General features: G+C 71.4%; 15 protein-coding genes. 7 read left to right on the top strand and 8 right to left on the bottom strand.

All coding sequences use genetic code 11. From position 1 onward, the window contains the following. Positions 1-182: 182 nt before the first annotated feature. A complete protein-coding gene (locus ACFYWS_RS10485) occupies positions 183-992 on the top strand; it encodes a YhjD/YihY/BrkB family envelope integrity protein (RefSeq protein ID WP_389272510.1) in 810 nt (269 codons plus the stop codon). Here ACFYWS_RS10485 and ACFYWS_RS10480 read toward each other — a convergent pair. Next, positions 984-2,387, bottom strand: coding sequence for a DUF2252 domain-containing protein (locus tag ACFYWS_RS10480; protein WP_389272507.1), 1,404 nt, complete (start codon positions 2,385-2,387; stop codon positions 984-986). The genes ACFYWS_RS10485 and ACFYWS_RS10480 overlap by 9 nt on opposite strands. Positions 2,388-2,511: 124 nt before the next feature. Here ACFYWS_RS10480 and ACFYWS_RS10475 point away from each other — a divergent pair, with 124 nt between their 5' ends. Then, a complete protein-coding gene (locus ACFYWS_RS10475; RefSeq protein WP_389272504.1) occupies positions 2,512-3,825 on the top strand; it encodes a diacylglycerol/lipid kinase family protein in 1,314 nt (437 codons plus the stop codon). Positions 3,826-4,015: 190 nt separating this feature from the next. On the opposite strand, the gene ACFYWS_RS10470 is transcribed toward ACFYWS_RS10475, so the two are convergent. Further along, entirely contained in the window at positions 4,016-4,477 is a 462-nt protein-coding gene (locus tag ACFYWS_RS10470; protein WP_389272501.1) for a hypothetical protein, read from the bottom strand. Positions 4,478-4,619: 142 nt separating this feature from the next. Here ACFYWS_RS10470 and ACFYWS_RS10465 point away from each other — a divergent pair, with 142 nt between their 5' ends. Then, complete coding sequence (locus tag ACFYWS_RS10465) at positions 4,620-4,886, top strand: hypothetical protein (protein WP_389272498.1); 267 nt, start codon at positions 4,620-4,622, stop codon at positions 4,884-4,886. A gap of 123 nt (positions 4,887-5,009) precedes the next feature. After that, entirely contained in the window at positions 5,010-5,471 is a 462-nt protein-coding gene (locus tag ACFYWS_RS10460; protein ID WP_389272495.1) for a response regulator transcription factor, read from the top strand. Positions 5,472-5,493: 22 nt separating this feature from the next. Here ACFYWS_RS10460 and ACFYWS_RS10455 read toward each other — a convergent pair whose 3' ends face one another. From ACFYWS_RS10455 to ACFYWS_RS10445, 3 genes are all read right to left on the bottom strand, one after another. Further along, on the bottom strand, positions 5,494-7,776 hold the full coding sequence (locus tag ACFYWS_RS10455; protein WP_389272492.1) for a LuxR C-terminal-related transcriptional regulator: 2,283 nt from the start codon (positions 7,774-7,776) through the stop codon (positions 5,494-5,496). 159 nt (positions 7,777-7,935) lie between these two features. After that, a complete protein-coding gene (locus tag ACFYWS_RS10450) occupies positions 7,936-8,421 on the bottom strand; it encodes a DUF1269 domain-containing protein (protein ID WP_389272489.1) in 486 nt (161 codons plus the stop codon). After that, entirely contained in the window at positions 8,421-8,975 is a 555-nt protein-coding gene (locus ACFYWS_RS10445; protein WP_389272486.1) for a DUF1269 domain-containing protein, read from the bottom strand. The genes ACFYWS_RS10450 and ACFYWS_RS10445 overlap by 1 nt, the downstream gene beginning before the upstream one ends. 132 nt (positions 8,976-9,107) lie before the next feature. Here ACFYWS_RS10445 and ACFYWS_RS10440 point away from each other — a divergent pair, with 132 nt between their 5' ends. The 3 genes from ACFYWS_RS10440 (at position 9,108) to ACFYWS_RS10430 (ending at position 14,828) form a co-directional block, all read left to right on the top strand. Next, positions 9,108-10,571: a hypothetical protein gene (locus ACFYWS_RS10440; protein WP_389272483.1), complete on the top strand. Its 1,464-nt coding sequence runs from the start codon at positions 9,108-9,110 to the stop codon at positions 10,569-10,571. Positions 10,572-10,668: 97 nt separating this feature from the next. Beyond that, positions 10,669-13,350, top strand: coding sequence for a glucosidase (locus ACFYWS_RS10435; protein WP_389272480.1), 2,682 nt, complete (start codon positions 10,669-10,671; stop codon positions 13,348-13,350). 5 nt (positions 13,351-13,355) lie between these two features. Further along, the gene (locus ACFYWS_RS10430; RefSeq protein WP_389272476.1) at positions 13,356-14,828 is read left to right on the top strand and encodes an alpha-amylase; all 1,473 of its coding nucleotides are present in this window, start codon (positions 13,356-13,358) and stop codon (positions 14,826-14,828) included. 139 nt (positions 14,829-14,967) lie between these two features. On the opposite strand, the gene ACFYWS_RS10425 is transcribed toward ACFYWS_RS10430, so the two are convergent. From ACFYWS_RS10425 to ACFYWS_RS10415, 3 genes are all read right to left on the bottom strand, one after another. Beyond that, positions 14,968-16,647 (bottom strand): SulP family inorganic anion transporter, encoded by a 1,680-nt coding sequence (locus ACFYWS_RS10425; RefSeq protein ID WP_389274057.1) that lies wholly within the window; start codon positions 16,645-16,647, stop codon positions 14,968-14,970. Positions 16,648-16,672: 25 nt separating this feature from the next. Beyond that, the gene (locus ACFYWS_RS10420; protein ID WP_389272473.1) at positions 16,673-16,813 is read right to left on the bottom strand and encodes a hypothetical protein; all 141 of its coding nucleotides are present in this window, start codon (positions 16,811-16,813) and stop codon (positions 16,673-16,675) included. A gap of 100 nt (positions 16,814-16,913) precedes the next feature. After that, on the bottom strand, positions 16,914-17,864 hold the full coding sequence (locus ACFYWS_RS10415) for a polyphosphate kinase 2 family protein (protein WP_389272470.1): 951 nt from the start codon (positions 17,862-17,864) through the stop codon (positions 16,914-16,916). Positions 17,865-17,874 lie beyond the last annotated feature (10 nt).

Below are 17,874 nucleotides of genomic sequence, written 5' to 3'. Positions count from 1 at the left end.
ACCGGAATGCAAGGACGCTATTTGCTCGAAGTTGATGGGTCAAGGCTTGTTTCGATCACCTTTACGCAAACGTGGGGTCGGTGACCGGCGAGGTGTCACCCGGCGCGGGCGACGTGCGTACGGGCGGCGGGCCCGACAGTGCCCGGCAGGAGTGCGTGTCCCCGCCCCGGGAGGGCGTTGTCATGACGATCACGGGCGCCGCCAGGCCCCTGCTGGGCCGGATCGTGCAGCAGTTGGCACACGTCACCATCCTGGACATGGCGACGCGCCTCGCCGCACAGGCGTTCCTGGCCGCCCTGCCGATGCTCATCGCCCTCGCCTCGTTCTGTCCGCAGGTGGTGCGGCGTGAACTCCTGCGCTCACTGCGTACGTTGATCGGGACGTCCGGGCCGGTGGTGGCGCAGGCCGAGGAGGCGACCGGGGGCGCCGACTCGGCCCTGCACAGCTGGGGCGCCGCGGGCGTACTCGTCGCGCTCCTCTCGGCGACCGCGTTCACCCGTGCCCTTCAGCGGCTGTGCGAGCGGTCCTGGGGTCTGCCCCACTCCGGGGTGCGCCTCGTGGCGTGGCGGTGGGCCGTGTGGCTGCTCGTGTGGGTGGCGATGCTGATCGTGCAGGGCGCGCTGCACCGGGCGTTCGGCGCAGGCGCTCTCCTCGGCTACCCCCTGCAGTTCGTGGCGGCCGCCTTGATGTGGTGGTGGACCCAGCATCTGCTGCTCGCCGGGCGGGTGCCGTGGCCGCCACTGCTGCCGGGGGCGCTGCTGACCGGGGCGGGAGTGGTGGCGTTCTGCGGGGTGTCGGGGCTGTGGCTGCCCCGGGCACTGCGGATGAGCGTGGAGCGCTACGGCGCCCTCGGCTCGGTGTTCACGGTGCTGTCCTGGCTGATCCTGTTCTTCACCATGGTGGTGTTCGGGGTGGCCGTCGGACGCGTCCTGGCCCAGGAGGAGTTCCTGCGGCACCGGCTCGGCGGCGCCGCAGGCACCGGCTCACACTGACTCCACCGTCACCCTGCCGTCCCGGGCGGCCGCGGCCAGCGCCTCGTGGTCGCGCTCGTTCTGGTCGGCGTAGGTCTCGGCGAAGCGGGCGAGCGCCTGGTCGAAGCGGTCGGAGCGGCCCAGGTAGGCGGCGATGGAGATACGGTCGCCGGAGCGGGCGTGGGCGCGGGCCAGCGTCGCGCCACAGGCCCGGCCGAACAGACCCATGACGCGCGGGGACATGAGGTCCGCCTGCGGGATCGCCTTCCAGTCCCGCAACTGCCGCACGTAGAAGTCGCGTTCACGCCCGTCGAGCCCCTCCACCCGCTCCCACCCGAGGAACATGTCGCCGGCCGCCTGCATGAGGCGCTGCCCGACGACGACGCGTTCGCCCTGGTTGGCGTGGGCACCGGGCCCCGCGAATTGCGCGAGCACGGAGGTCTGCGCCTCCTTCGCCTGGAGCAGCAGCGGATCGTGGTCGTCGCGGCCGAGCAGCAGGATGATCCAGCACCGGGTGCCCACACTGCCCACCCCGACCACTTTGCGCGCCATGTCGACGACCCGGTACTGGGTGAGCAGCGCCCTGCGTTCGGCCGTGAGCGTGCGTGCGTACCGCTCGATCAGATCGATCAACTGGGCCTCCAGCTGCTTGCGTTCGACGCCGGGCAGCAGTTGGTCGAGCGGGGTGACCAGAGGCGGGTCGGCGGCGATGCGCAGCTCACCGTCGACGACGTGGGCGAGCTTCTCCAGGGCCTGGAGGTGGTCACGGCCGCGGGCCTTGCTGAGCGCCTGCGACATGCGCCGCCTGCTGCGGGTGTCCAGCTTCGCGGACACGGCGGCGTACAGCTCGTCCGCCTCGATCCGTGAGTACCACACGTCGAGCGTGCGCATCCCGGCGAACCGCCCCATCGACTGCCGGTACGAGGCCGCCGTGGCCCGCACCACGCGTTGCCGCTCGGAGCGGCCGAAGCCGTTGCCGCGGCCGGCGATGACGAGGCTGGCGGCGAGTCGCTTTACGTCCCACTCCCACGGTCCGCGCAGCGTCTCGTCGAAGTCGTTGACGTCGAACATCAGGCGCCGCTCCGGAGAGGCGAGCAGCCGGAAGTTCAACAGGTGGGCGTCTCCGCACAGCTGGGCGCGCAGTCCGGTGACCGGGGTGTGCGCCAGATCGGATGCCATGATCGCGGCGGCACCCCGGAAGAACCGGAACGGCGACTCCAGCATGCGGCCGTAGCGGATCGGTATGAGTTCCGGCAGCCTGCTCGCCGACTGCCTCTCCAGCACCTCGACTGGGTCGGGGCGGTCGGCGGCCGGGGCGTAGCCGGCGTGCTCGGAACGCGGGACACGGGACCGCGCGGACCTGCCCGCGTCCGCCTGCTCGCGCGCGGTGCGGCGACGGCTCGTCATCTCGGTCATGGCGGGCTCCTTCCTGGCTGTGCACACCGTGCGCCGGGCCGGGCGCCGCGACGTCACCCCGCCGGTGTGAGGTCGCCTTCCGGGGGTGAGTCCCGCGGGCCCTCGCACGTCGCAGAATGTCGGCATGGAAGCGACGACACAGAGGCGGGGACAACGGTGGCTGGCGCGTGCGTCGCTCGCTGCCGCGGCGGCCGCCGTGCTGGTCCTGGCCGCCTTCGCGGGGATGCGGACCTTCGCGCTGCTCGGCGCGGGAATCCTGGGGACGGCGGTCACGGCTGCCTCGGTGTGGTGGGTGCTCAGCAGGCGGGGCCCCGTCCGGTACCTGGCGCTGCTCCTGGCCGTCGCCGCCCCGGTCTGGGTGCTGGTCGAGTACGCCCGCGCGCACCTGGTGTGGGTGGTGCTGGTGTCGGGCGGGCTGTGGCTGCTCGCCGCGGGGGCGGGCCGGGCGGCGCTGGGGCCGCGCTCGTCCCCCGCCCCGATGCCCGAGACGGCGGCTCCGGCGTTCCACCGACCGGTGCTGATCATGAATCCGCGCTCGGGCGGCGGGAAGGTCGACCGCTTCGGGCTGCGCACGAAGGCCGAGCGACTGGGGGCCGAGGTCGTACTGCTGGAGGGACCGAGGACGGTCGATGTGGCGGCGCTGGCCCGGGAGCGCGCCGCCGCCGGGGCGGACCTCCTCGGCGTCGCGGGTGGCGACGGCACGCAGGCCCTCGTCGCCGACGTCGCCGCCGAACTCGGGCTGCCGTTCCTGGTGATCCCCGCAGGGACCCGCAACCACTTCGCCCTCGACCTGGGCCTGGACCGCGAGGACCCGGCGAAGGCGCTGGACGCGCTGGCCGACGGCGTGGAGCTACGGGTCGACCTCGGCCGGGCGGGCGGCCACCCGTTCGTCAACAACGTGTCGTTCGGGGCCTACGCCGAGGTGGTGCAGAGCCCCGCCTACCGCGACGGCAAGACCCGCACCACCCTCGACCTGCTGCCCGACCTGCTCGCCCGGCACAAGGGCGCCGAGCTCACGGCGCGGGTCGGCGAGCACGAGGTCGCGGACCCGCAGGCGCTGTTGGTGAGCAACAACCCGTACGGAGCCCACGACATCGCGGGCCTCGGCCGGCGCACCCGCCTGGACGGCGGGATCCTCGGCTGCGTAGGCGTGCGGGTCACGAGCGCCGCGCAGGCCGCGGGGCTGCTGCGGGGCAGCCGGTCCGCGGGCGTGACGACGCGCACCGCCGCCTCGGTGATCGTCGACGCCGACCGGGACTCGATCCCCGTCGGCCTGGACGGCGAAGCGGTGCACATGGACGTCCCCGTACGCATCGAAGTGCGCCCCGCCGCACTGAGGGTGGTCGTGCCGAGGCAGCGCCCGGGAACGTACCGGGAACGCCCGCCGCTCGACTGGCGCGGCATCACGGGCCTCGCCCTGACGGTACGGCGGCCCTGAGGGGCTAGGGCCCTTCTGACGGATCTTGCTGGAGTCGCGGGCCCTGGCACGCGCATCTGCGGCGTTGTCGTCGGTTGCCAACGCTCCGCGTTGACGCCCTCCTCCGCCTTGCAGCTGCACCCACCAGACCCCGCTTGTCGGCACCGCACATGGCGGCCACCCGGATCCAGCCTGATCCGTCAGAAGGGCCCTAGAGCGGCGCCCCGTAGACCTTGTGTGCCTCGCGGTGGCCGTACATGGCGAGGGACCAGATCACGAGGATGTCGAGGGCGATGAGGGTCGCCGACCACACGGGCTGGTACGGGGTGAAGAAGAAGTTCTCCAGCGCGCTCATCGCGGCGATGGTCATGACGACGAACCGCGCCCAGGTGCGGCCGCTGAAGAGGCTGACCGCCGCGGCGAAGACGATGACGCCGGTGATCATCTGCACCCAGCCGCGGGCGTTGGTGTCGAAGTCGAACGCGTAGTCGTTCTGCGCTTGGTAGTAGTTGTCGTTGAGGATCGCGGCGAGTCCTGCGATCGCGTGGTAGGCGCCGATGATGCCCATCACGAACGCGGCGAAGACGACTCCGCCGACGGCGACCGGACGGACACGGGGCGCCGGCTCCGACGCTCCCGAGCGCTCCTGACCCGGCGAGATCTGCTCAGCCATGTCGGACCCTCCTCGGTCTCGGTGGACCCGGAGCATGCCGCCCGCGCCGCCGGGACCGGTTCACCCGCAGCGGATGAGCCCGCGCCGGTGCGGTTGCCGGGAGAATGGCACGCGGGGTGACGCTCGCACTGGAGGTGACGTCATGGGCGGGTCACATACGGGGCCGGAGCCGGCCGGAACGCCCTTCGGTCGCAGTGACTTCGAGATCCGTATCAGGGGCAGGCTCGGCGACGCCTTCCGGTCGGCGTTCGGCGAGCTGACGATCGTGCTGCGCCCCGCCGAGACGGTGCTGGTCGGCGCGGGCCTCGACCAGGCGGCCCTGTACGGGATCCTCGACCGTATCCAGGGCCTCGGCCTCGAACTCCTCGAGGTCCGCAGGCTTCCCGGGCCGCACGAGGCTCGCGGATAGGGGCCGCTCGGCCCCTGCAATAGGTCGGCCCTCCCTGAAAACGGCGCGGAAGACCCCTTACGCCGCGTACGCGCGGACCGCACCGTGGTGGGGTGATGCCCTCCACATGGGGAGGTGAGGGGCATGCCCACAGCACTGTGCCCACGCACGGTCGAAGAGCCGGGGAGCAAGGGGCGGGTATCGGCGCTGCGCCTGCAGCTGTGCTCGCTCAACCAGGAGGATGCGGCGGCCGACGCCGCCCTGACGACCTGCCTGATGTGGGTCGCGGGCGTCCTGGTGGAGACAGCGGGGGACGTGGCGGATCCACGGACCGCAAAGGTGCTGGTGCACCGGGCGTCGGCCGCGCTCGCCGCGGTGCCGGTCCCGCCGGAGAACGGTTCGGGCCCTGGCCCGCAGCAGCTGACAGCCCGCCAGCTCGCCGTCCTGAAACAGTTGCAGGAGGAGGTCTCGCTGCGCCAGATCGCCAACGATCTCTACGTCTCGTACAACACGGTCAAGAGCCACACGCGCGCCGTGTACCGCAAACTGGGCGCCCGCTCCAGGGCCGAAGCACTCGCCAGAGCAAGGGAGTTGGGACTGATGTGAGGCGCGGAGCGGCCCGGCGCGTTCACAGGATCTGGAGCTCGCGGGCCCTGCGGACCGCGGCCGAGCGGCGGGACACGGCCAGTTTGCGGTAGACGCTTTTGAGGTGTGTCTTCACCGTGTTGACCGAGAGGTAGAGCTCATTGGCGATCTCCTCCGTGGTCATCATCTGCGCGAGCCGGTCGAGGACATCGCGTTCGCGTGCGCTGAGCCGCTCGGCGGGCACCGGCTCCGGCGGGCCCTGGTCGGGCGGCGCGGTGGCGAAGCCGCGGCGCGGCCGCGCGGGGCTCAGCAGCCGGGCGCAGGTGGGTGCCACCGTCCGCTGCACCGTCTGCGGCAGCCGGGACACCGTCACCGCGTTCGCGACGGCCTCGGCGCCCCGGCCGCCGCGCTCCACCGTGGCGGCGATCCGGGCGACGACCCCGCCGATCTCGGCGAGGAACGCGTCGGACCCCTTCCCCAGCACGCCCTCACTGTGGGCGAGTTCGTGCCGCGCCCGGTTCGGCTCGCCGCGCGCCAGGGCGCCCCAGGCCCGCACCAGGTGGAGCGTGGCGCGCGAGGGCTCGCCCGCGGTCCACGCCGGCATCGGCGGCTGGACGGCCTGGGCGGTGAGTTCGTCCGCGGCCCGGAATCGGCCGTGCAGCGCTTCCAGGAGCGCGAGGTCGACGAGGCAGTCCCGGCGCAGCGCGCCGTTTCCCGCGGCGCCCGCCGCCTTGAGGCCACGGGTGAGTGAGGCTTGAGCGGCCTTCAGGCTGCCCGCGCGCAGCTCTCCGCCACCCCGTACGGACAGGATGAGCGCCGGGATCTCGGGCCGCTCGGCCAGCAGGGCGTGCGGCACGTGCGTTCCGGCCGACTCCGCGTCGGCCGCGGCGGCCCCGGCCCTGCGCGGGTCGCGGCTGCGCAGCCGTTCCATCCGGATCAGGGCGTGGGCGAGCCGGCACCGCGCGGCGCGGTCGCCCTCCCCCGGCGGCAACGCGTCGATGAGCCCGGCGGACCGCTCCAGATTCCTGGTGCACGCCTGATCGTCCCTGCGGGTCCTGGCGACGGCCGCGGCGAGCAGCACGGATTCCGGCTCGTCGGCGGCCGGTTCCCCGGGCCACTGCCGCCCCGCGTCGACGGGCAGCCGGGTCCTGGCGAGGCCGAGCACCTGCCCGATCGCGAGACGATGCACGACGAGCCGGGCCGCCTCGTCCGAGTCACCCGCGGCGAACAGGTGCCGCACGGCGTCGGCGAGCAGACCGCGCCCGGCGAGCCAGGCGGCGGCCGTGCGGTGCAAGGGGGCCACGAGTCCGGGCGTCTCGTGCCGCAGGCAGGTCCGCAGCACGTCGGCGAACATCTGGTGACAGCGGTACCAGCCCTGCCCCATGGGCCTCAGGAAGGAGTTCTCCCGGACGAGCCCCGCGAACAGGACGCCGTCCACGTCGCCCGCGAGTTCGGCGGCCAGTTCGGCGTTCACGCGGTCCAGGATGCTCGTCGTCAGGAGCAGCCTGCGCATGCCGGGCGACTGCTGGTCGAGCACCTCCTCGACCAGATAGCTGGAGATCGCCTCGTCGTCCCCCGCGAGCTGCGCGACGAACCGTTCGGGGTCGTCGCGCCGCTCCATGGACATCGCGGCGAGCCGCAGTCCCGCGGCCCAGCCGTCCGCGCGCCGCCGCAGCGTGCTCACCGTCTGCTTCGTCACGTCGATGCCGTGCTGGGCGAGGAGGGCCGCCGCTTCCCGGTCGTCGAAGGCGAGGTCCGCGGTGCGTACTTCGGCGACCTCGCTGGTGAGCCGCCCGCGGTACAGGTGCAGGGGCGGGTCGCGGCGGGCGAGCACCACGAGGCGCAGCTTGTCGGGGGCGTGCCGGAGCAGATGCGTGACGCCGCTGGCTATCGGCGAGTCGAGGGCCGGCTGGAAGTCGTCGAGGACGAGGACGGCGGGCTCGGCGTGAGCGTTCAGGCAGGCGGCGAGTGTCGCGACGAGCAGCGGACCGTCCTCGCTCGCGGCGGGTTCGGGTACATCGACCCCCGCGGCGCGCAGCGCGCCGAAGACCCGCTGCCAGAACACGCCGGGGTGCTCGGCGGGGCCGTCGCAGGTGACCCAGGCGAGCGGCCAGGGCGGGCGCCGTGTGTGCGCCCACTCCAGGGCGAGGGCCGTCTTGCCCGCTCCCACGGGGCCGACCACCACGGTGAGCGGGCCGCGTACGCCCCTCGCCAGCTGGTCGGTCAGCCGGGGGCGCGGCACGATCCAGTCGGGCAGCGCGGGCACGGGGCCCGCGGGCCCCGTGTCGTGATCGCAGTCCGGTGTGCGGTGTGACCACTCGGCCATGGTGCCCCTCGCTCTCGCAGCGCCGCGGACCCACGTACAGCGAAGTGTGGGGCCGTGGGCATCGCGTCCGGCACATGCCAGGCGCCATCTCACCCGGGTGAAGTTCCGGTGTGGGACGGCACGTTGGCAGGGGGTGCGGCCCAGTGGGCGGACTGGCGGCTACGTGGTCTGGAGGGCCGCCACCAGCTCGTCTTCCCTGTCCTTGGTGAGGGACGTGTGGATCACGGTGGGGCCGAAGGGGCGCAGCGCTTCCTGTACCCGGTCCGGGGTGGTGCGCCGGACGAGTGCGAAGACCGCGGCGCGGCCCGGTTCGAGGGCGCGCGCGGTCTCCTTGATGAAGGCGTCGTTGATGCCGATGTCGGTGAGCTTTCCCGCGAGGGCTCCGGTGGCCGCGCCCACGGCGGCGCCGAAGACCGGCATCAGGAAGAGCAGTCCGAACAGCGAGCCCCACAGGGCGCCGCCTGCCGCTCCGGCTCCGGTGGTGCTGTGCGTCTGGTGGACGTGCAGCTTGCCGTCCATGGTGCGCCAGGCCACCGCGGCGTCCTCAAGTTCCAGCAGTTCCTGCCGGGACAGTTCGCCGGCGAGGCGCATCACCGATTCGGCCTTTTCCTTGTCCGTGAATCCGAGTACGACGAGATCGGCCATCAGGTCCTCCTAGGACGGTTTCCGGGTTTGGGTACGGGGGTGGGTCCGGGGACGACCGGGTCGCCCAGTCGCCTGGCCGCGGCGGCGAGTTCGACGGCCACGGGTTCGAGGGCCTCCTCGGTGAGGAAGCCCTCGGCGACAGGCACCCCGCCCGCGTCCCTGACCGCCTTGCGCAGATACTTCGCCCAGACGTGTTCGAGCAGGACGTACGCCGCGGAGGTGCCCGGGTCGAGGGAGTCGGCCGTCTCCCTGATGTCGGTGGTGCTCAGCCCGAACGCGTTGCCCTCGGCCAGGCTGGGATACGTCTCCTGCGCCGCGCGGATCCGCTCCCTGGAGATTCCGAGCAGGGCGGCGACGGTCTCGCCCATCCCCTCCTGCTGGAAGTCGAGGGAGAACAGTCCGCCGGTGGGGTCCTTGCTGACGAAGAGCAGGTCGAGGACGCGGATCTGTTCGTTCGCCTCCAGGATCGCCAGTTCCTCGATGACGCGCCCCTCGAACTTGGCGTCGGGCCCGAACTCGATGGTGAGCAGCTGCACCGGTCCGATGACCGCCATGGTGTCTCCCTCCGACTGCCGACGGAATCTCCACCGGCATCACAGCGGCGGCGCCCGTTCCCCGCGTCACCCGCCGTAGGTGAGCAACGCGTCCCGGTCGACGGCGACGCTGGCCGCGGGAGGTGCCACGCCATGAGCGATCAACAGGCCCCCGGGGCCGGCGGGACCGCGCCCGGCACACCGTCCGCCACCGCATCGGAACTGGAACGACTGCGCGCCGAGGTCGAGGTGCTGCGCGATCGCGCCGGTACCCAACGCCGCCGTCACGCCCGGACGTTGGCGCTGCGGCGCGTCGTCGCCGCGGTGCTCATCGCGCTCGTCGCGGTGCTCGCGGTCACCTCCGTGGTGGGCGTGTGGGGTTCGCGGACCACGCTGAACACGGACCGCTGGATCGCCACGGTGGGCCCGCTGCCCGAGGATCCGAAGGTGAACGCCGCGGTCTCCACGTACCTGGCGAACGAGATCTTCGATCAACTCGACGTGGAGCAGCGGCTGTCCGAGGCGCTGCCGCCGCGTGCCGCGTTCCTCGCGGGCCCGGTGACCGGGGCCGTGCACGACTTCATGCGCGAGAAGATCTCGCAGCTGATCGCGAACGACCGATTCCAGGAACTGTGGCGGACCACGAACCGGTTCGCGCACGAGCGCATCGTCGCCCTACTGGAGAAGCGCAACGAGAACGTGCGGGTGAAGGGTGACACGGTCACTCTCGACCTGCTGCCCGTGGTCAACAATCTGCTGGGCTCCCTGGAGAGCGAACTCCCGTCCGTCTTCGGCAAGAAGCTCGACCTTCCGGCGCTGTCCTCCGGGGAGCTGCCGCCCGGTCTGCACCAGCGGATCGAGAAGGCGATCGGGAAGGATCTGCCCGAGAACTTCGCGCAGATCCGCCTCTACAACCGGAACACGCTCAGCCAGCTCCAGGACGCGGTCGTGCTGTTCAAGCAGGCCCTCGTGGGTCTGCTGATCGGCGTCCCGGTCCTGCTCGCCCTCTCCCTGTGGGTGTCGCCGAACCGGCGGCGCACCTTGCTGCAGCTCGGTCTGTGGCTGGTGGTGACGGTCACCGTGCTGACGGCGGTCCTACGGGCCGTGCGCGAACAGTTGCTCGGCCAGGTGCCGGAGGGTGTCTACCGCGAGGGACTGCGCTCAGCACTGTGGACCGTCTTCACGACGCTGCGTGAACGGGGCGACCAACTGTTGTGGCTCGGCGTCGCCGTCGCCGTCCTCTGCTACCTGGTGGGCCCCGGGCGGCTGCCGTCCGCGCTGCGCAAGTGGGTCGGGCAGGGCGCCCGCGCCACCGGCCGCGGGCTCGCGAAGGCGGGGGAACAGGTGGGCATGGGCGGGCAGTTGCGGCCGTGGCTGGCCCGGCACGCGGACGCGCTGCGGGTCGGCGGGGCCGTCCTCGCGGCTCTGGTGTCGATCCTGCTGTCGTCGTGGACCGCTCTCCTCGTGGTCGCCCTGCTGCTCGCCGCGTACGAGATCGCGATCACGCTCGCGGCCCGTGCGGGGAGCTCACCCCCGGAAGGTGAGGCGACCCCGCGCTCCCCTGCGGAGACTGGCGCCTCCGCATCAAGCCCCGCAGGGGGCACCTCCCAGCGTTAGCCGGGGGAGATTGAGGCGCGGGGCCCGGGGCAGAGCCCCGCGACCGCAACGCCGGAGGACCGCGACACAAGGCACGGCGAGGGCACTGGGAGGTCACATGAAGTCGCAGTCGCGCATCGGCCCGACCAACGACGGAGTCGGACGCTCCCGACTGTGGGGCCCGTACCTGAGCGAGCGGCAATGGGGCACCGTGCGCGAGGACTACAGTCCGGGCGGCGACGCGTGGTCGTACTTCCCGCACGACCACGCGCGTTCGCGCGCCTACCGCTGGGGCGAGGACGGTCTCGGCGGCATCTGCGACGAGAAGCAGCGCCTGTGTCTGGCGCTCTCCCTGTGGAACGGCCGCGACCCGATCCTGAAGGAGCGCGCTTTCGGCCTCACCAACGCGGAGGGCAACCACGGCGAGGACGTCAAGGAGTACTACTTCTACCTCGACGGCACGCCCAGCCACTCCTACCTGAAGTACCTCTACAAGTATCCGCAGGCGGAGTACCCGTACAACGAGCTCGTGTCCGTCAACGGGTCGCGTTCCCGGCAGGAGTTCGAGTACGAGCTCCTCGACACCGGTGTCTTCGCCGAGAACCGGTACTTCGACGTGACGGTGGAGTACGCGAAGGCGGATCACGACGACATCCTGATGCGGATCACCGTGGACAACCGGGGACCGGACGAGGCGACTCTGCACGTGCTGCCGACGCTGTGGTTCCGCAACACCTGGTCGTGGGGCGAGCACGCCGCCGCGACAGCAAGGCCCCGGCTGCGGGCGGCGGAGAGCCCCCGCTCGGCCGACACGATCCGCGCGGACCACCCCGAGCTCGGCAGCTACGACCTGCGCTGCGGCGGCGCACCCGAGCTGCTGTTCACGGAGAACGAGACCGACAGGGCGCGCCTGTTCGGCACAGCGAGCGACAGCCAGTACGTCAAGGACGGCATCGGCCGCCACGTCGTCGAGGGCGAGCCGGGCACCGTCAACCCGGCACGGGAGGGCACCAAGGCCGCCGCCCACCACATACTCACCGTGCCCGCCGGCGGGTCCGAGACGTTGCGGCTGCGTCTCGGACCCGCCGGTGCCCAGCTCACGCTGGCCCGCGGTTTCGACACGGTGTTCCGGGACCGGATCGCCGAAGCGGACGCGTTCTATCGGGAGTTGACTCCAACCGGTGCGGGCGAGGACGAGGCGCGGGTGTTCCGGCAGGCGCTCGCCGGGATGCTGTGGTCCAAGCAGTACTACGCGTTCGACCTGGAGACATGGCTCGGCGAGCACCATCTGACGCCGTGGAGCCTGCCGCGGCCGGGCGTACGCAACCGCGAGTGGTTCCACATGGTCAGCGACGACATCGTGGCCATGCCGGACAAGTGGGAGTACCCGTGGTTCGCGGCGTGGGACCTCGCCTTCCACGCGGTGGCCCTGTCCGTCGTCGACATCGACTTCGCCAAGCAGCAGCTCGAACTCCTGCTGCGGGGCTCCTTCTTGCACCCCAACGGGCAGATCCCCGCCTACGAGTGGAGCTTCAGCGATGTGAACCCGCCGGTGCACGCCTGGGCCGCGTACTTCACGTACATGGTGGAGAAGAAGACGACGGGCCACGCCGATCACGCGTTCCTGGAGCGCACCTTCCAAAAGCTCCTGACGAACTTCACGTGGTGGGTCAACCGCAAGGACCCCGACGGCCGCAATGTCTTCCAGGGCGGCTTCCTCGGCCTCGACAACATCGGAGTCTTCGACCGCAGCGCGCCGCTGCCCACCGGCGGCTCCCTGGAACAGGCCGACGGCACGGCGTGGATGGCCCTGTACTGCCAGTCGATGCTGCAGATCGCCCTCGAACTCGTCGAGCACAACGAGTCGTACGGCGATCTGGTCCTGAAGTTCGTCGAGCACTATCTGTGGATCTCCGCGTCCATGGACCGGCTCGGTGACCTCGGCGACGAACTCTGGGACGAGGAGGACGGGTTCTTCTACGACGTGCTGCGGCTGCCCGACGGGCAGGCGGTGCGCCTGAAGGTCCGCTCGATGGTCGGCCTGCTGCCGCTGTGCGCGTCCACCGTGTTCCAGCCGCAGCAGCTGGAGCGCCTGCCGGACCTCGGCGAGCGCCTGCGACGGTTCGCCGCGCGCCACCCGTCCCTGTCGGTGCCGCTGGCACAGGCGCGGGCCGGGAAGCCGGGCGGCCCCCGGCTCCTCTCCGTGGTCGACGAGAAGAAGCTCGTACGCGTCCTGTCACGGGCCCTTTCGGAGGACGAGTTCCTCAGCCCGTACGGGATCAGGTCACTGTCCCGGTACCACGCGGAGCACCCGTACACGTTCTGGGTGCACGGCCAGGAGTACAAGGTCGGCTATCTGCCCGCCGAGTCCGACACCGGCATGTTCGGCGGCAACTCCAACTGGCGCGGCCCGGTGTGGCTGCCGATGAACGTCCTCGTCATCCGGTCCCTGCTGCATCTGTACGGCTTCTACGGTGACGAGCTCACGGTGGAGTGTCCGACGGGGTCCGGGGTGCACAAGAACCTGTTCGAGGTCGCGGAGGACATCGCCACGCGACTCACCCGCATCTTCCTGCGCGACGAGAACGGGCACCGCCCGGTCTACGGCGGACAGCCGCTCTTCAAGGACGACCCGCACTGGCGCGACCTCGTCTCGTTCTACGAGTACTTCCACGGCGACAACGGGGCCGGCCTCGGTGCCTCGCACCAGACGGGGTGGACGGGGCTCGTCGCCGCCCTGATGAAGATCTTCGGCACCCTCGGCCCCGACGCCTTCCAGCCGCGCAACACGAGGAGGTAGCAGCGATGGCCGCATCGCCGGCACAGCCCGTGATCCACGAGGTCAACACCCGTGTGTGGCTGCGGGAGACGGGACGTAGGCTCGGCCGCGAGATCGGCCTCGCGGACGTGCCCAAGGACATCTGGGACGAGATCACCCCGTCCGGGGTCGATGTCGTCTGGCTGATGGGTGTGTGGGAACGCAGCCCGCTGGGACGCTCCATCGCCCTCCAGAACCCCGCGCTGCGCGCCGCGTTCGAGGCGGCCGTCCCCGGCATCGGCGAGGAGGACATCGCGGGCTCCCCGTACTGCGTCCGCCGCTACGAGGTCGACGGAGCGCTCGGCGGGTCCTTCGGCCTCACCGCGGCGCGCACCGAACTCGACCGCAGGGGCGTCGGGTTGCTGCTCGACTACGTGCCGAACCATGTGGCGCCCGACAACCCGTGGGTGGACGAGCACCCGGAGCTGTTCGTGCGCGGTGACACCGAGGACCTGCGGCGGGACCCGGACGGCTTCCTCGACACGGGACGCGCGGTGCTCGCGCGGGGCCGGGACCCGTTCTTCCCGCCGTGGCCGGACGTGGTCCAACTCAACGCGTTCGCGACAGAGTTGCGCCACTCGACCGTCGAGATCCTCGACCACATCGGCCGGTTCTGTGACGGGGTGCGCTGCGACATGGCGATGCTGATGACCAACGACGTCTTCGAGCGCACCTGGGGCGAGCGGGCCGGGAAGCGTCCCGTGGAGGAGTTCTGGGTCGAGGTGATCGGCGCGGTGCACCGCGAGCACCCGGACATGCTGTTCGCGGCGGAAGCGTACTGGGACCTCGAATGGACGCTTCAGCAGCAGGGCTTCGACTTCTGCTACGACAAGCGTCTCTACGACCGGATCCTCGCCCACGACGCCACGTCCGTGCGTGCCCACTTGCGCGCCGACGAGACGTACCAGCGGCGGCTCGTCCGCTTCCTGGAGAACCACGACGAGCCCCGTGCCGCGCACACGCTGCCCCCGGACAAGGGGCGCGCGGCGGCCGCCCTGATCGCCACGCTGCCGGGCGCGACGCTGTGGCACGAGGGCCAGTTCACCGGGCGCCGCGTCCAGCTGCCGGTGTTCCTCGACCGGCGCCCCGACGAGCCGGTCGACGTCGAGCTGCGCTCCTTCCACGAACGGCTGCTGTCCGCCGTGCACCACAGCGGCATGCGCACGGGCAGCTGGCGGCTCCTCGACTGCGCGGGCTGGCCGGACAACGATTCGGCAGCGTCCCTCATCGCGTCGTGCTGGACGGGCCCGGCGGGCCACTTCCTGTCGGTGATCAACCTCTCCGGCCAACGGGCCCAGGGCCGGATTCGCCTCCCTTGGCCCGAACTCGGGGAATCCACCTGGCAGTTGACGAGCCTGCTCGGCTCCGACCAGTACGAGCGCTCGGGCGCGGAGCTGCTGGACTCCGGGCTGTACGTGGACCTGCCGGCGTGGGGTACGCATCTGCTCTCCGCAGCGTGAGCCGACCCGGCGTCGCGGCCTCGGGGCTCCGCCCCGGACCCCGCGCCTCAAGCCCCGTGGGGATTGGCTTTTCAAGCCCCTGCGGCGATTGAGCAGCGGGGTCCGGGGCGGAGCCCCGAGGCCGCAACGCCGGTCGAGCTCACCAGTCCACACCGGCGCGCGAGCGATACGCCTCCACCGCACTCTCCACCGTGGGATAGAACGCCTCCGGACCGAACGTCCGCCCCAAGCCATACCGCTCGATCTTCCTCCGCACCGGATCCTTCAGCTCGGCGAACACCAACTCGACCCCCCGCCCGCGCAGCACCTCGTCGAGCTCCTCCAGGACATCCGCCGCGGTCGTGTCGACATCCGTGATCGGCTCGGCGGCGACCACCACACAGCGCGGGTCGTCCGCCTCCCGCAGCGCCCCCCGCACCTCGTCGCGGAACGACTTCGCGTTGGCGAAGAACAGCGGCGCGTCGAAGCGCAGCACCACAAGGCCCGGCAGGCACCGCGCGCCGGGATGTGAGCGCACATCGTGGTAGCCCTCGATTCCCGACACCCGCCCGAGCACCGTGCTGTACGGCCACCACGCCCGCCGGAACACGTTCAGGATCGACAGGCCGACCGCGACCGCGATCCCCGGCAGCACACCGAGCAGCGCGACGCCGAGGAACGCGGCCATGCACAGCCAGAACTCGGCCTTGCGCTGCCGCCACAGCCGCCCCGCACCCGACAAGTCGGCGAGCGAGAGCGACGCCGTGATGACGACGGCGGCGAGCGCCGGTTGCGGCAGATTCCGGAAGAGGCCTGGCAACAGCACGAGCATCAGCAGGATGAGGCCCGCCCCCACGAGCCCGGTCAACTGCGTCTTGGCGCGCGCCCGTTCGGCCACCGCCGTACGTGACCCGCTGGTGCTCACGGGGAACCCCTGGAAGAGGCCCGCGGCCGTGTTCGCCACACCGATGGCGATCATCTCGTCGTTGCCGCGCACCTCCTGGCCGGAGCGGTTCGCGAACGCGGTGGCGTTGGAGATGGTGTCGGCGAGGGAGACCAGGGCGATGCCGACGGCGCCCACGAACAGCGGGCCGAGGTCGTCCCAGCGGATGTCGGGGACGGTGAACGGCGGCAGCCCCTCCGGCAGCCGGCCGACCAGCTTCACGCCGTGGTCCCCGAGGTCGAACGCGACGGTCGAGCCGATGGCGAGCACCACCATCACGAGCACGGCGGGCACCTTCGGCAGGACCCGTTGCAGCAGTAGGACGAGCACGATGCAGCCGCCGCCGACGGCGACCGCCGCCGGCACGGCCGCCCCGTCCGCCAGCCCCCGTACGAGTGCGTCGACTTCCTCGATCAGTCCGTCCGCGTCCACGGAGAACCCGAACAGCTTCGGCAGCTGGCCGATCAGGATGGTCAGGGCGAGGCCGTTCATGTAGCCGATCATCGTGGGCTTGGAGATGAGGTCGGCGACGAAGCCCAGGCGTGCCACGCCCGCCAGGATCGTGATCGCCCCGACCATCAGGGCGAGCACCGAGGCGAGGGCGACCGCGCGCCCGCTGTCGCCGCCGGAGGCGACCAGCGGCAGGATCGTCGCCGCGATCATCGGGCCGAGCGAGGAGTCGGGCCCGAGGACGAGGATGCGGGAAGGCCCCGCGACGGCGTAGGCGAGCAGACACATCACCGACGTATAGAGCCCGGTGATCGCGGGGAGCCCCGCCAGCTCGGCGTACGCCATGCCCTGCGGCACAAGCAGCGTGGTCAGGACGACGCCCGCCACGAGATCCTTGACCAGCCAGGAACGCCGATAGCTGCGCAGCGTCCGCACACCGGGCGGCATCGGCAGGGCCTTGGGCACCACTGAGTCACCTCCGCCGGGCGATCGGCTTGTGCTCTGGCGCGACCCTTCCCACACCGATCCCGATCTGTTCGGCGATCTTCGACTCGGGGCGCGCGGGATCGACCGGGCCGACGTCCAGGGCCAGGTCGCGCGTCGCGGCGGCCATCACCCGGTGTCCGCGATGCCGAGTTCACGGGCCACCGACTCGGCGGGCTCCGTGTGCCACAGGTGTGCGGGCGAGGCCCCTGGCCCGGTGGCCGCCGCGGTCACCGGGCCCGCCTCCCGGCCGCGTTCGGGTCGGCCGCGGCTCCGGTCGGCGCCTCCTTCTCCAACTGCCGTTTTTCCAGCTCCAGTTCGTGCCGGGCCTTGTCACCGATGTCCGGATACTGCTGATCGATGTCCATCAGGGTGTGGAGGAGCACGGCGGCCGCACAGGTGCGCGCGTACCACTTGTGGTCGGCGGGCACGACGTACCACGGCGCCCAGTGTGTGCTCGTGGCGGACAGCATGTCCTCGAACGCGTCCTGATAGTCGTCCCATCGGGCGCGTTCACGCGCGTCCGCCGCGGAGAACTTCCAGTTCCGCTCCGGTACGTCGATGCGCTTGAGGAAGCGGACGCGCTGCTCCTCCTTGGACAGGTTCAGGAACAGCTTGATGACCCTGAGTCCGTTGTCCGTCAGATACCGCTCCCACTCGTTGATCTCGCGGTAGCGGTTGCGCCAGAGCGCCTTCCCGCTCTGCTTGCGGCACGGAAGCCGCTGGCGGTCCAGGAGTTCGGGATGCACCCGCACCACCAGGACCTCCTCGTAGTGGGAACGGTTGAAGATGCCGATCTCTCCGCGGCGCGGCAGCGCGCGGGAGTACCGCCAGAGGTAGTCGTGGCTCAGCTCGTCGGGCGAGGGCACCTTGAACCCGGCGACGCGCACGCCCTGCGGGTTCACACCGCTCATGACATGACGGATCGTGCCGTCCTTGCCACCGGCGTCGAGGGCCTGCAAGCAGAGCAGCACCCCGTGCGTCCCCTCGGCGGCCAGCCTGCGCTGGTGGTCGGCGAGCAGAGCAATACCCTCTCCCAGCAGCTCCTTGCCCTGCCGCTTGTTCTTCAGACCCGACGTGCGTGCGGGATCGAAGTCCTTGGACAGGCGCACCTTCGCTCCGGGCTCGACCCGCAGGGGTTCGATCAACTCGGCGATCCGCTCGGCCCGCTTGTTCTTCATGAGCCACCCC

It is taken from the genome of Streptomyces sp. NPDC002795 (genome assembly GCF_042888725.1).
In the GTDB taxonomy this organism is placed as follows: Bacteria; Actinomycetota; Actinomycetes; order Streptomycetales; family Streptomycetaceae; genus Streptomyces.
The sequence above is the reverse complement of the archived record's forward strand: the minus strand, read 5'-3'. Positions and strand labels throughout refer to the sequence as shown.

Excerpts from the sequence above, each read along its gene's own strand:
- ACFYWS_RS10475 (WP_389272504.1), top strand. The coding sequence starts at position 2,512 with ATGGAAGCGACGACACAGAGGCGGGGACAACGGTGGCTGGCGCGTGCG.
- ACFYWS_RS10455 (WP_389272492.1), bottom strand. The coding sequence starts at position 7,776 with ATGGCCGAGTGGTCACACCGCACACCGGACTGCGATCACGACACGGGG.
- ACFYWS_RS10480 (WP_389272507.1), bottom strand. The coding sequence starts at position 2,387 with ATGACCGAGATGACGAGCCGTCGCCGCACCGCGCGCGAGCAGGCGGAC.
- ACFYWS_RS10450 (WP_389272489.1), bottom strand. The coding sequence starts at position 8,421 with ATGGCCGATCTCGTCGTACTCGGATTCACGGACAAGGAAAAGGCCGAA.
- ACFYWS_RS10465 (WP_389272498.1), top strand. The coding sequence starts at position 4,620 with ATGGGCGGGTCACATACGGGGCCGGAGCCGGCCGGAACGCCCTTCGGT.
- ACFYWS_RS10420 (WP_389272473.1), bottom strand. The coding sequence starts at position 16,813 with ATGGCCGCCGCGACGCGCGACCTGGCCCTGGACGTCGGCCCGGTCGAT.
- ACFYWS_RS10445 (WP_389272486.1), bottom strand. The coding sequence starts at position 8,975 with ATGGCGGTCATCGGACCGGTGCAGCTGCTCACCATCGAGTTCGGGCCC.
- ACFYWS_RS10415 (WP_389272470.1), bottom strand. The coding sequence starts at position 17,864 with ATGAAGAACAAGCGGGCCGAGCGGATCGCCGAGTTGATCGAACCCCTG.
- ACFYWS_RS10460 (WP_389272495.1), top strand. The coding sequence starts at position 5,010 with ATGCCCACAGCACTGTGCCCACGCACGGTCGAAGAGCCGGGGAGCAAG.
- ACFYWS_RS10430 (WP_389272476.1), top strand. The coding sequence starts at position 13,356 with ATGGCCGCATCGCCGGCACAGCCCGTGATCCACGAGGTCAACACCCGT.
- ACFYWS_RS10470 (WP_389272501.1), bottom strand. The coding sequence starts at position 4,477 with ATGGCTGAGCAGATCTCGCCGGGTCAGGAGCGCTCGGGAGCGTCGGAG.
- ACFYWS_RS10435 (WP_389272480.1), top strand. The coding sequence starts at position 10,669 with ATGAAGTCGCAGTCGCGCATCGGCCCGACCAACGACGGAGTCGGACGC.
- ACFYWS_RS10440 (WP_389272483.1), top strand. The coding sequence starts at position 9,108 with ATGAGCGATCAACAGGCCCCCGGGGCCGGCGGGACCGCGCCCGGCACA.
- ACFYWS_RS10485 (WP_389272510.1), top strand. The coding sequence starts at position 183 with ATGACGATCACGGGCGCCGCCAGGCCCCTGCTGGGCCGGATCGTGCAG.
- ACFYWS_RS10425 (WP_389274057.1), bottom strand. The coding sequence starts at position 16,647 with ATGCCGCCCGGTGTGCGGACGCTGCGCAGCTATCGGCGTTCCTGGCTG.